Genomic DNA, 12,770 nt, shown 5'->3' with positions numbered 1-12,770 from the left:
CTCCGTGGGTTGGATCGTTCGTTCGAACAAATGGTCTTCAGAAGATGTCCGGCTCGGGCACCGGCCGGCCGAATTCGGTTTCGAGAAAGTCGAAGTCGCAGCCCTCGTTGGCCTGCAGGATGTGGCGGCCGAACATCCAGCCGTAGCCGCGCTCGTAGCGCGGCGCGGGCGGCGTCCACGCGGCCTTGCGGCGCGCCAGTTCTTGGTCGCTCACTTCCAGGTGAATGAGCCGCTGCGGCACATCGACGCGGATGCGGTCGCCTGTGCGGACCAGTGCCAGCGGCCCGCCGACGGCCGACTCGGGCGAGCAGTGCAGCAGGCAGCCGCCGTAGCTGGTGCCGCTCATGCGCGCGTCCGACAGGCGCAGCATGTCCTTCACGCCCTGCTTCAGCAGCTTGGTCGGGATCGGCAGCATGCCCCACTCGGGCATGCCGGCGCCGCGCGGCCCGGCATTGCGCAGCACCAGGATGTCGTCGCCGGTCACGTCGAGCGAGGGGTCGTCCACCGCTTCTTTCAGGCTGGGATAGTCGTCGAACACCAGCGCGCGCCCGGTGTGCTGCAGCAGATGCGGCGCGCAGGCGCTGGGCTTGATCACCACGCCGTCGGGTGCGAGGTTGCCGCGCAGCACGGCCAGCGCGCCTTCGGCATAGATGGGGTTGTCGAGCGGGCGGATCACGTCGTCGTTGAAGACTTCCGCGCCCCCGATGTTCTGCCCGATGGTGCGGCCATTGACCGTGCGCGCCTCGGTCTTCAGGTGGCCGCGGATGCGCTCCAGCATCGCGGGCAGGCCGCCCGCATAGAAGAAGTCTTCCATCAGGTAGGTGTCGCCGCTCGGCCGGATGTTGGCGACGACCGGCACGCGGCGGCTCGCGGCATCGAAGTCGTCCAGCGTGACCGGATGGCCGGCGCGGCGCGACATGGCGATCAGGTGCACGATCGCGTTGGTGCTGCATCCCATCGCCATGGCGCAGGCGATGCCGTTCTCGAAGTTGTCGCGCGTGAGCATCTTCGCCGGCGTCAGGTCGTCCCACACCATCTCGACGATGCGGCGGCCGCATTCGGCGCTCATGCGCACGTGGTTGGCGTCGGCCGCGGGAATGCTCGAGGCGCCCGACAGCGTGAAGCCCACGGCCTCGGCAATGCCCATCATGGTGGCCGCGGTGCCCATGGTCATGCAGGTGCCATGGCTGCGCGCAATGCCGGCCTCCATCTCCTGCCAGGCCTGGTCGCTGAGCTGGCCGGCGCGGCGCTGGTCCCAGTACTTGAAGGCGTCCGAGCCCGAGCCGAGCACCTTTCCCCGCCAGTTGCCGCGCAGCATCGGCCCGGCCGGCAGGTAGATGAACGGCAGGCCCATGCTCAGCGCGCCCATCGTGAGGCCCGGCGTGGTCTTGTCGCAGCCGCCCATCAGCACCGCGCCGTCCACCGGATGGCTGCGCAGCAGCTCCTCGGTTTCCATCGCCAGGAAGTTGCGGTAGAGCATGGTGGTCGGCTTGACCATGCTCTCGGACAGCGAGATGGCCGGCAGTTCGAGCGGAAAGCCGCCCGCCTGGAAGATGCCGCGCTTGACGTCGTCGACGCGCTGCTTGAAGTGCGAATGGCACTGGTTGGCGTCGCTCCACGTGTTGACGATGGCGATGATGGGCTTGCCCACCCAGTCGGTGGCGCGTAGCCCATCTGCATCACCCGCGAGCGGTGGCCGAAGGAGCGGAAGTCGTCGGGCGCGAACCAGCGGGCGCTGCGCAGGGTGTCGTAGGAGCGTGGCATCGAGGGCTGAAGAAACAAGTCTTCGGGTGGGATCAACTACATTAAAACACTAATATATCACTACGTCAAAGCGAGAATTCCAGCGAATGACTGCCCTCCCCCGGATCCGACTCGACCGCACCCGCCTGGCCGCACCGCAGGTGCTCGAAAAACTGCGCGATGCCATCCTCTCCCTCGACCTCGTGCCCGGCACGGTGCTGGTGCGGCAAGAGCTGGCCGACCGCTTCGGCGTGAGCCAGACGCCGGTGCGCGAGGCCTTGCTGCGCCTCAGCGAGGAAGGCCTGGTGGACGTGTTTCCCCAGCACGCCACCCTGGTCAGCCGCATCGACATCGACGCGGCGCGGCAGGCGCACTTTCTGCGCCGCTCCATCGAGCTCGAGATCGTGCACCAGCTGGCCGAGGAGGCCCCGCCCGGGTTGGTCGCGCAGCTCGAAGCACAGGTCGCGCTGCAGGCCACGCTGGCGGCGGCGCGGCAGTACGGCGAGTTCGTCGGTGCCGACCGCAAGTTTCATCACCTGATGTACGAAGCCGCGAATGTGCCAAGCCTCTGGGACCTGGTGAGCCGCGTCTCGGGCCATGTGGACCGCCTGCGGCGCCTGCACCTGCCCACGGCCGGCAAGACCGAGGCGATCCTGCGCGACCACCGCGCCATCGTGCGCGCCATTGCCAAGGGCGACGGCGCCGCGGCACAGAAGGCGCTGCGCGAACACCTCTCCGGCACGCTGAGTTCGCTGCCGGAAATCTGCGCGCGCCATCCCGACTTCATCGCAAGAAAGTAAACACATTTAATACTTTTGTCGTATGCTGGCGGCATTCCGGGCTGGCAATGCGTTCGCTTCCACGCGGAGCGGCAGATCATGGGGAAGATCATTGCCGGCCATTCTTCGAATCAGCCCACCGCACCTCAGAACCGCGGCAGGCGGCGATCGTCAAGAGGATGGAGGTAAACATGGCTTACACCGGTGCTCCGCAAATCGTCAGGCAGATCCTGGAGGGGCCGGTCGCCCGGCCGGCGCTGCAGCGTTGGCGGCGCCGGCGGTTTTTTTCCGAGGCCGGTTTCGCCGGTTGCTTCGGCCTGTTCAAAAGCTTTGCCGAGGCGCGGAGTTCGCTGCCCCCCAGTCCTGAGTTCGACCACGCCGCACTGGCGGCCGAATACGTGGACGTCCGCACGAAGAAGATCTTTGCCTACGACTATCCGGTGATGTGGTGGCTCGAACGCGCATTCCGCGATGGCGCCACCAAGGTGCTGGACATCGGCGGCTCGGTGGGCGTCCACTTCTATGCCTACCGCCGCTATTTCGAGATGCCGAAGGATCTGTCCTGGCGCGTGGTCGAAGTGCCCGCGATCGCTGCCATCGGCCGAGAAATGGCCAGCAAGCCGGATGCCGGGGCCGGCGCATTGAGCTTTGCCGAAGACCTGGCGCAGGCCCTGCCCGGCAACGACATCTGGATCTCTGCCGGCGCCCTGCACTATCTCGACAATGCGCGCCCCGCGCAACTGCTCCAGCAGTGCGGGCAGCGCCCCCGGCACATTCTCCTGAACAAGGTTCCGCTCTATGGCGGCGAGGACTACGTGACGACGCAGAACATCGGCGCCGGCTGCTTCGCGCCGATGCACGTCTACAACCGCCGCCGCTTCGTCAAGGAAGTCGAGGCGCTGGGCTACACGCTGCGGGAGCAGTGGCAGGTGCCCGAGCGCTCGATCGACCTGCCCGGGTTTCCCGAGCATTGCGTGCCCGTGTACAGCGGCCTCTACTTCACAAGCTGAATCCGCGCGGCGGTACGCCACCGCCACGGCACCGCGCCAGAAGGCGTTGAAAGGCATGGGCAGCGCATTGCCGCGGTCCGCCGAGGGTGCATCATTGCGGACACGACCCCCTCGCGCAAAGGAAGAAATCCATGCCGTCCACGACCGACTACGAATCGATGTTCGAGTTTGCGCCGATGTCGCTCTGGCTCGAAGACTACAGCGGGCTGCGCCAGCTGTTCGATTCGTGGCGCAGCGCCGGTGTGGTGGACCTGGTGGCCCACCTGAATGCCGAGCCGCGGCATGTGCGCGAATGCATGGCGCAGCTGCGGGTGCTGAGCGTCAACCAGAGCACGCTCACCCTCTTCGGTGCGCAAAGCCAGGCCGACCTGCTGTCGCGGCTCGACAGCATCTTTCGCGACGACATGACCGCGCCCGTGATCTACGAGCTGGACCAGCTCTGGCGCGGAAAACTCTGCTTCGACAACCAGACAGTCAACTATGCGCTGGACGGCCGCAGGCTCGATGTGCACGTGCGCGTGCAGGTGCTGCCCGGCCACGAGGCGTCATGGGATCGCGTGCTGGTGTCGCTCGACGACATCACCGAGCGCGTGCGGGCCGAGCGGCTGCGCCTGGAGAGCGAGCGCTACGCGCGCGAGCTGTTCGAGCGCTCTCCCGTGTCGCTGTGGGTGGAAGACTTCAGCGGGGTCAAGATCCTGCTCGACGACATCCGCAAGCGGGGCATCAGCGACTTCACGACCTTCATCAAGGTGCACCCCGAGTTCATCACGCGATGCATGCGGGAGATCCGCGTGATCGACGTCAACCGCGAGACGCTGCGCATGTTCGGCGCAGCCGACAAGAGCGAGCTGCTGGACAACCTCTCCGGCATCTTTCGCGACGAGATGCACGACTCCTTTGCCGAGCAGCTGCTGGACCTATGGAACGGCAAGATGCTGCAGCAGCGCGAGGTCGTCAACTACGCACTGACGGGCGACCTGCTGAACATCCACATGCAGTTTGCCGTGCTCGAAGACCGGCTCGCCACCTGGGACCTCGTGCTGGTGTCGCTGATCGACATCACGGCCAGGAAGAAGGCCGAGGCCTATCTCGAGTACCTGGGCAAGCACGACGTGCTGACGCAGCTTCGCAACGCGCCTTCTTCTCGGAAGAACTGAACCGGCTGTCGCGCAAGGGCCCCTGGCCGGTGTCGGTGCTGGTGATCGACATGAACGGCCTGAAGCCCGTCAATGACGAGGAAGGACATGCCGCCGGCGATGCGCTGCTGCGGCGCGTGGGCGAGGTGCTGAGCAAGGCGGTCGACGAGCCCGGCTGGCCCGCGCGCATCGGCGGCGACGAGTTTGCCGTTGTGCTGCCCAAGACGGATGAGCGCGGGGCGGAGGCGATGCGCGACCGCATCGCCTCCATGCTCGAGCTGAACAACCAGTTCTATGCGGGGCAGAGCGGACGGATGCTGAACCTTGCGATCGGCGTGGCGACCTGCGATGCCGGCGACCATCTCGACGCGGCGCTGCAGCGCGCGGATCGCGCGATGTACGAGGAGAAAGCCCGCCACTACCGCGAGAGCGCGATCGAGCGGCGGCGCTGACGAGGTACGGAGAGCGTTCGGCCCGCGCGCGCGCGGGCGCTACGGGCTCTGGCTGAGCTTCGCGGATGCGGCAGGCGTCGACCGTGCCGACAACGGCCTGCAAACGGTCCGTCATGCGAATAATTCTCATTCGTTTGTCTTACAATCGGCCGCTCTCCAGCTCTCTTTCAGATGTCGTCGCCGGGATCAAGCCCCGTCGACGGGCGATTCCATGCGCAATCTCTTTGTCTTTCTGCCGCTCGCGTTGGCGGCCCAGCTGGCCTGCGCGCAGGCCGCTTCCTCCACCGTCGCCGCGGGCGGCGAGCTCGACGCGGTCACCGTCCGATCCGACCGCGACAGCGGCTTCGTGGCCAACACCGTCGAGGCCGGCACCTTCCGCGGGGCCGGCATCATGGAGGTGCCAGCCACGGTCAACACGGTGACGCGCGAGGTCATCGAGCTGCAGGGCTCGGCCGGTATCTACGACGTGCTGCGCAACACGGCGGGCGTCACGCGCCAGCAGAACGGCGGCGATACCTTCGACCAGCTCGTGATCCGCGGGATTGCCGTCGAAAACCGCACCAACTACCGGCTCAACGGCTCGCTCGCGATTCCCAACGTGTCCGAGATCCCGATGGAGAACAAGGAGCGGGTCGAGGTGCTCAAGGGTGCCTCGGCGCTCTACTACGGCTTCACCTCGCCCGCCGGCGTGATCAACCTGGTGACCAAGCGCGCGGGCAGCACGCCCGTCACTTCGGTGGGCACCAGCTTCGACGACCAGGGCACGATGCAGGGCTTTGTCGACTTCGGCCGCCAGTTCGGTGATCAGAACCAGTACGGCCTGCGCATCAACGCGGCGGGCGGGCAGCTCGGCTCGACCATCGACGGCGTGGACGGCAACCGCAAGTTCCTGTCGGCCGCTTTCGACTGGCGCGTCAACAACAGGCTCACGCTCAAGGCCGACCTGGAGTACTACCGCAAGAGCATCACCGAGCAGGCCGGCATCTCGCGCCTGGCGGCTGTCAACGGACGGATCGCGCTACCGGCGCTGCCCGATCCGCACAAGCTCATCGGCCCGCCGTGGGCCGTCTTCGAGGCCGAGGTCAAGAACGCGCAGCTGCGGGCCGACTACTCCCTGAGCGACAACTGGGCGTTGATGGTGGAGGCCGGCCACTCCGAGGCCCAGCGCGACCGGCGCCTGGCGACCTTCAGCAACTACGACGCGCGCACCGGCGCCGGCCGCATCACCGGCAACGTGCAGCACCTGGAGCAGAGTTCCGACCTGCTGCGCACCGAGCTGTTCGGAACCTTCGCGACCGGCGGCGTGCAGCATGAGCTCACGCTGGGCGCTGCGCAGAGCGACAAGAGCCAGGATCCGATCTTCCAGCGCAACTACGGCGGTGCCACCACGACGCAGAACCTGTACTTTCCGCGCGCCATCGGCTACCTGCCGCTCACCGCGCTGCCCACGCAGCCCACCACGGGCGCGCAGGACAGCCGGGAGCTGGGCCTGTACGCGCTCGACCGCATCAGCTTCTCGCCGGCATGGCAGCTGGTGGCGGGCGTGCGCCATACGCGCTTCGAAAGCACGCAGTTCGCCAGCTCGACGTTGCCGAAAATCGATTACGACGTGAAGAAGACCACGCCGCTGGCCGCGTTGAGCTACAAGTTCACGCCCGACCTCATGGCCTATGTCTCCTATGCCGAAGGCGTCGAGGAAGGCGAAGTCGCGCCCGCCGGCACCGCGAACCAGAACAACCGCATGCCGCCTGGCGTGAGCAAGCAGAAGGAAGCCGGGCTGCGTTGGCTCACCGGCTCGGGCACGCTGCTGTCGACCGCGCTGTTCGACATCGAACGCCCGGGCGCCTACACCAACAGCGCCAACACCTTCGTGGCCGACGGCCGCCAGCGCTATCGCGGCCTGGAACTCTCGGCGCAGGGCAAGTTGGCGCGGCAGCTGGCCTGGCAGCTCTCGGCGCAGACGCTGGATGCCGAGTTCCGCGGCATCAACGCCCAGTACAACGGCAAGATGCCGGAGAACACCGCCCGGCACACGGCCAGCGCCTTCTTCTCCTACGACATCGCGGCGGTGCCGGGCCTGTCGGTCAACGGCGGCGCCTACTACACCGGCAAGCGGCCGATCGACGACCTGAATCAAGGCTTCATCGGCGGCTACACGATCTTCGCGGCCGGCGCGCGCTACGTGACGCAGCTCTTCGGCAAGCGCACGCTGTGGCAGATCAACGTCGACAACCTCGGCGACAAGCGCTACTGGTCGGCGGCGGGCACGCGGCTGGCGGTGGGCGTTCCGCGCACCATCAAGGCAACGGTCAAGATCGATCTCTGAGGACGGGCGAAGCATGGCTCTTTGGCGACGCGCCTGGTTCCAGATCCACTGGTTCATCGGCATCACGGCGGGATCGGTGCTGCTGGTCATCGGACTGAGCGGCGCGGTCCTTTCCTTTCGCGCCGAAATCACCGACCTGATCGATCCGGCCCTTCATCGCCTGCCGCATGCGGCCGACGCCCAGCCACTGGCCCCGGCCGAGCTGCTGGACCGGCTACAGGCCGCGCAGCCGGGGCGGCGCGTGGCAACGCTGACGCTGTTCGCCGAGGCAGGCCGTCCGGTGCGCGTGAACTTCGCGCCGCCGCCCGGCGAGCGGCGCGGGGAGACGCGCCTGATCGATCCTTACACCGCTGGCCTGCTGCCGGAGCCGCGCGCCGAAGCGTTCTTCGAGTTCGTCGAAAGCCTGCATCGCTGGCTGCTCATGCCGCGCGACACCGGCAAGCCCGTGACGGGCACCCTGGCCGCAGGACTGCTGGTGCTCGCACTGTCGGGCCTGTACCTGCGCTGGCCGCGAAAGCCGCTCGCGTGGCGCAGCTGGCTGCGGCTCGACTTTGCGCTCAGCGGCCGCGCCTTCCTGTGGAACCTGCACGCTGTCGCCGGGACCATCGCCCTGCTCGCCTACCTGGTCTCCGGCTTCACCGGGCTCTACTGGGGCTTCGACGCGGTGCGCACCGTGATCGACGATGCGGCCGGAGAAGGCCGCGCCGTTCGCATGCAGCGCATGCAGGGCGCCCGGCCCGCCGACGCAGCCGCCGGTGGCGCACCGGCCCGGCTCGACCTGCAGCGCGTGTGGCGCTCCTTCCAGCAGACGACCCTGGGGGACTGGAGCCAGGTCACCCTGCGCCTGCCCACGCGCAATGCCTCGCAGGTCGAAGCCACCTACCTGCGCGCGGCACCCGAGCACGAGCGCGCGCGCAACCGGCTCTATCTGCAGGCGGCCACGGGCGAGGCGACGCAGCACGAGCGCTATGCCGACAAGCCCATGGCCGGCCGCCTGGTGAACAGCATCTATCCGCTGCACATGGGCACCTACTGGGGCCTTCCGGGCCGCATCCTGATGATGCTTGCCAGCCTGGGCCTGGCGCTGTTCGCCATCACCGGCTGGATGCTGTACCTCGGCCGCCGCCGAACCCGCAAGGCACTGCGCGCCGAGCGCGCGCAGCTCGACCTTGCCCGCGGCAGCGCTGGGCAGGGCCCGGAGCAGGTGCTGATCGCCTTCGCCACGCAGACCGGCCATGCCGAACGCGTTGCCCTGCAGACCGCGGCCGCGCTGCAATCCGCAGGCCTCGGCATCGTGGTCAAGACCCTGGCCGAACTCAGCGTCGATGCGCTGCTGCATTTCCGCAAGGTGCTGTGGGTCGTCAGCACCTCCGGCGACGGCGAGCCGCCCGACAGCGCACGCGCCTTCGCGCGCAAGTTCGCGCAGCAGGCGGGTTCGCAGTTGCAGCACATTCACTACGGCATGCTCGCACTCGGCGACTGGCACTACGCCACCTTCTGCGGCTTCGGCCGCAAGCTCGACCGCGACCTGCGCAACCAGGGCGCGCAGGCACTGTTCCCGATGGTCGAGGTCGACAACGGCAATCCCGAAGCCATCGGTCGCTGGCAGCGCTCGATCGCCGAGGCCTTCGATGTGCGCGCCGCGTGGCCGTCGCATGCGGCCTCGCCGGCCGAGCGGGCCTTCGAATCCTGGCGGCTGGTGCGCCGCCAATTGCTCAATCCGGGCAGCCTGGGCCATCCGCTGTTCGAGATCGAGCTGCATCGCGCGGGCGCGCCGGCGTGGCAGCCGGGTGCGCTGGTCGAGGTGCTGTTGCAGGGCGCGCCAGCCGCCGCCGATGCGCACCCGCGGCCAGCGCCGCGCAGCTATTCGGTGGCCTCGATGCCGGCAGACGACTGTGTGCAGCTGCTGGTGCGCCAGATGCGGCATGAAGGTGGGCTGGGTCTCGCCTCCGGCTGGCTGACCGCCGGCGCGCAGATCGGCGATGCGATCCAGATGCGGCTTGTCGCGAATCCGGCCTTCGCGCTGGCGGACGAGGACTTGCCCTGCATCTTCATCGGCAACGGCTCCGGATATGCCGGGCTGCGCTCGCACCTGCGAGAACGGGTGCGGCGGGGCCACGCGCGCAACTGGCTGGTATACGGCGAACGCCAGGCCGCGCACGATGCCTTCTGCGCCGCGGACACCGCGCGGTGGCAGGCGCTCGGCATGCTGGCGCGCGCCGACCTCGTCTACTCGCGCGACCAGCCCGAGCGCAGGTACGTGCAGCACTGCTTGCGCGAAGCGGCCGACGAGCTCCGCCGCTGGATCGCCGATGGCGCACTGGTCTATGTCTGCGGCAGCCGCGAAGGCCTGGCGCCCGGCGTGGATGCGGCATTGAGCGAAGTGCTGGGCGCTGCCGGGCTCGACGCGCTGATTGCGCAAGGACGCTACCGCCGCGACGTGTACTGACCGCGGTCAGCGTTCCGAACCGTAGAGGTCAGGTCCTCTTCACCTCTGCGTCGCCGGGCGCTGGACAGGCGCATGTTGCGCCATCAGCGCCGCGACCCAATCGATGAACACGCGCAGCTTGGCGCTGACATGCCGGTTCGGCGGAAACGCCACGTAGATGGGCATCGGATCGAGGTGCCAGCCTTCGAACAGCGGCACCAGCTCGCCGCGCGCCACGTGCGCATCGGACATGTAGTCTGGCAGCCAGAGGACGCCCAGGCCCGCCAGGCCGGCTGCGAGGTAGGCATTGCCGTCGTCGACCGCCAGCACATAGCGGCCTTGCACCTGGATGCTCTCGCCGCCCTGGCGGCGCAGGGTGTACGGTAAGACCTTGCCGGTGCGCGGCCAGTGGAAGCCCACGACGCGGTGGTGCGAGTTTTCGAGCTCCCGCGGGTGCGAGGGCAAGCCGGCGCGTTCAAGATAGCTTGGCGCCGCGTAAACCCCCAGCTGCAGGTCGCCCACGTGGCGCGCCATCAGCGACTGATCGGCGAGCTCGCCGCCGCGCACCACGCAGTCCACGTTCTCGCCGATCAGGTCCACCATGCGATCGCTCACGCCCATGTCGAACTGGATGTCGGGGTAGCGCGCGTGGAATGCCGGCAAGGCCGGCACCAGGATCAGGCGCGCGAGCGGACTGGGCACATCCACCCGCAGCCGCCCTCTCGGCGATGCCGACGCATCAGACAGGCTGGTCTCGGCATCGTCCATGTCGCCCAGCAGGCGCACCACGCGCTCGTAGTAGGCCGCGCCGTCGGCCGTGACGTTGACCTTGCGCGTGGTGCGGTTGAGCAGCTTGACGCGCAGCCGCGCTTCCAGCTGCTGCACCAGTTGCGTCACGCTGGTCTTGCTCATGTGAAGTGTCTCGGCCGCCTTGGTGAAGCTGCCTGCTTCCACCACGCGGGCAAATGCCTGCATCGCATCGAAACGGTCCATCTCTGCTCCTGGTGCCTCGCAGTTTGTTTGGTATCTGCAAACAGTGATTATTGGCTTTGGCCGTTTATCCGCGAGGCCCGAATGCCTAGAGTCCCTCCATCGCAACCACAGGGTCGGCTTCGACCCCTTCGAGAAGGTCCATCCATGGCTCTACGTGACGTCGTTTTTCCGCCGGGGCGCCAAGCGCTCTATGAAAGAAATCGCTATTCGCCGGCGATCCGGTCCAATGGCTTCCTGTTCGTCTCGGGGCAGGTCGGCAGCCGCGAGGACGGTTCGCCCGAGCCCGACCTGGAAACGCAGGTGCGGCTCGCGTTCGGCAATCTGAACGAGGTCCTTGCGGCCGCAGGCTGCACGTTCGACGACGTGATCGACGTGACCGTCTTCATCGTCGATCCCGAATCGAAGTTCGAGAAAATCTGGAAGCTGGTGCCGGAGTTTTGGGGCAACGCGCCGCACCCGACGCTGACTGGCGTCGGCGTGACGTGGCTCTATGGCTTCGACTTCGAGATCAAGGTGATCGCAAAGCTCCCCGAGGCCCAGGTGGACTGAGCTGGCCGGCGAGCAGGCGTGAGGAGAACCTCCGTCGGGCGTCTGCCAGAATCCAGCCCCACCATCCGATCCCGACACCACCGATGCGCCGCGTGCTCTTTATCTGCAGCAGGAACAGGCTTCGCAGCCCCACCGCCGAGAGCGTGTTCGCAGGGCCGGGCATCGAGACGGATTCTGCCGGCCTCGCGCCCGACGCAGACTGCGTACTGAGCGCCGAACAGGTGGAATGGGCCGACCTGATCTTCGTGATGGAAAAGCAGCACCGGACAAAGCTCAAGCAGCGGTTCGCGGCGTCGCTGCAAGGAAAAAGGATCGTGTGCCTCGATGTTCCTGATCGCTATGAGTTCATGCAGCCCGAGCTCATCGCGCTGCTTCAGCAGAAGGTCGGTCAGCATCTCCGCTAGCAAAGCAAGAGCGGCGCGCTGTCGCACGGCCCGATGCAGCCAGCACCGATCCTCCAAACAACCCTTTCACCTTGCACCGCGATGACACAGAAGAACAACATCATCGTGTCTCTCGACTTCGACTCGGCCAGTGGGGCATTCGAACTGGTGGCGCAACTCGGACCGTCGGCGCGGTTCTACAAGATCGGCCTTCAGCTGTTGACTGCGGCCGGCCCGGCCGTGGTGCAAAAGCTGATTTCGGACGGCAAGGAAGTCTTTCTCGACCTGAAGCTTCACGAGATACCCACGTCGGTGGCCGCTGCAGTGCGGGTAGCAGGTGCCTTGGGGGCTTCGATGGTCACCGTTCATGCATCCGGAGGCTCTGCGGTGCTGCGTGCCGCAGTGGAGGCTGCTCGCGCATACCCCCAATTGAATGTGCTGGCGCTGACGGTGATCACGAGCCTGCGAGATGATGATCTCAGGGAATTGGGCTTGGACGCGACGGTCCCAGAGCAGGTCGTACGACTGGCCAAGCTGGCCGCTGCGGCCGGCTGCCATGGCGTGGTCGCCTCAGCCCAGGAGGCGCGGCTGCTTCGCGACCTCCTTCCGCCTGAAATGCTCATCGTTACCCCGGGCACGCAGCTGCAAACCGATGCGGCGAATGACCAGGCAAGAGTGGCTACGCCGTTCGACGCGATACGTTGGGGAGCGAGTCACATCGTCATCGGACGTTCCATCTCTCGCTCGCCGAATCCGTCCGACGCCCTTGCGGTCATCCAGACGCAGGTGGATGGGGCTGTCTCCTTGTGATCGCGATATCCGACGCCGCAGTTGTCTCTAGTCGTCCCCTATTCCGACCATGAATGGATCGTGATCAGGTCGAAGGGTGGCAAAGGGCATGCTCAGCCCCCGCTCTCGGGTCGAATGAGAACAAACTCAAAATTTGCTTGACCTGGCCCCTGCGGCCGCCT

The 12,770-nt window shown here is 67.0% G+C and carries 8 protein-coding genes and 2 pseudogenes; 8 read left to right on the top strand and 2 right to left on the bottom strand.

Going from position 1 to position 12,770, the window contains the following annotated elements; translation table 11 throughout:
- Window positions 1-37: 37 nt before the first annotated feature.
- Window positions 38-1,764 (bottom strand): annotated as a pseudogene (gene araD, locus ACAM55_RS27410) (L-arabinonate dehydratase).
- Between the two features lie 86 nt (window positions 1,765-1,850).
- On the opposite strand from araD, the gene ACAM55_RS27405 reads away from it, so the two are divergent.
- The 5 genes and pseudogenes from ACAM55_RS27405 (at window position 1,851) to ACAM55_RS27385 (ending at window position 9,895) form a co-directional block, all read left to right on the top strand.
- Complete coding sequence (locus ACAM55_RS27405) at window positions 1,851-2,543, top strand: GntR family transcriptional regulator (protein WP_369657405.1); 693 nt, start codon at window positions 1,851-1,853, stop codon at window positions 2,541-2,543.
- Between the two features lie 47 nt (window positions 2,544-2,590).
- The gene (locus ACAM55_RS27400; RefSeq protein WP_369657404.1) at window positions 2,591-3,532 is read left to right on the top strand and encodes a methyltransferase, TIGR04325 family; all 942 of its coding nucleotides are present in this window, start codon (window positions 2,591-2,593) and stop codon (window positions 3,530-3,532) included.
- 131 nt (window positions 3,533-3,663) lie between these two features.
- Window positions 3,664-5,120 (top strand): annotated as a pseudogene (locus tag ACAM55_RS27395) (diguanylate cyclase).
- Window positions 5,121-5,331: 211 nt separating this feature from the next.
- Complete coding sequence (locus ACAM55_RS27390) at window positions 5,332-7,446, top strand: TonB-dependent siderophore receptor (protein WP_369657403.1); 2,115 nt, start codon at window positions 5,332-5,334, stop codon at window positions 7,444-7,446.
- A 13-nt stretch (window positions 7,447-7,459) separates the two neighbouring features.
- A complete protein-coding gene (locus ACAM55_RS27385; protein ID WP_369657402.1) occupies window positions 7,460-9,895 on the top strand; it encodes a PepSY domain-containing protein in 2,436 nt (811 codons plus the stop codon).
- A gap of 39 nt (window positions 9,896-9,934) precedes the next feature.
- On the opposite strand, the gene ACAM55_RS27380 is transcribed toward ACAM55_RS27385, so the two are convergent.
- On the bottom strand, window positions 9,935-10,867 hold the full coding sequence (locus ACAM55_RS27380; RefSeq protein ID WP_369657401.1) for a LysR substrate-binding domain-containing protein: 933 nt from the start codon (window positions 10,865-10,867) through the stop codon (window positions 9,935-9,937).
- Between the two features lie 144 nt (window positions 10,868-11,011).
- On the opposite strand from ACAM55_RS27380, the gene ACAM55_RS27375 reads away from it, so the two are divergent.
- The 3 genes from ACAM55_RS27375 to pyrF all read left to right on the top strand — a co-directional run bounded on the left by ACAM55_RS27375 (window position 11,012) and on the right by pyrF (window position 12,609).
- Window positions 11,012-11,416 (top strand): RidA family protein, encoded by a 405-nt coding sequence (locus ACAM55_RS27375; protein ID WP_369657400.1) that lies wholly within the window; start codon window positions 11,012-11,014, stop codon window positions 11,414-11,416.
- An 83-nt stretch (window positions 11,417-11,499) separates the two neighbouring features.
- Window positions 11,500-11,820: a low molecular weight protein tyrosine phosphatase family protein gene (locus tag ACAM55_RS27370; RefSeq protein ID WP_369657399.1), complete on the top strand. Its 321-nt coding sequence runs from the start codon at window positions 11,500-11,502 to the stop codon at window positions 11,818-11,820.
- An 81-nt stretch (window positions 11,821-11,901) separates the two neighbouring features.
- Window positions 11,902-12,609 carry an orotidine-5'-phosphate decarboxylase gene (gene pyrF / locus ACAM55_RS27365; protein WP_369657398.1) on the top strand — a complete coding sequence of 236 codons (708 nt, stop codon included), beginning with the start codon at window positions 11,902-11,904 and terminating at the stop codon, window positions 12,607-12,609.
- The last annotated feature ends 161 nt before the right edge of the window (window positions 12,610-12,770 follow it).

Source organism: Variovorax sp. V213 (assembly GCF_041154455.1).
Taxonomy (GTDB): domain Bacteria; phylum Pseudomonadota; class Gammaproteobacteria; order Burkholderiales; family Burkholderiaceae_C; genus Variovorax.
This window is presented reverse-complemented; position numbering and strand designations above follow the sequence as displayed.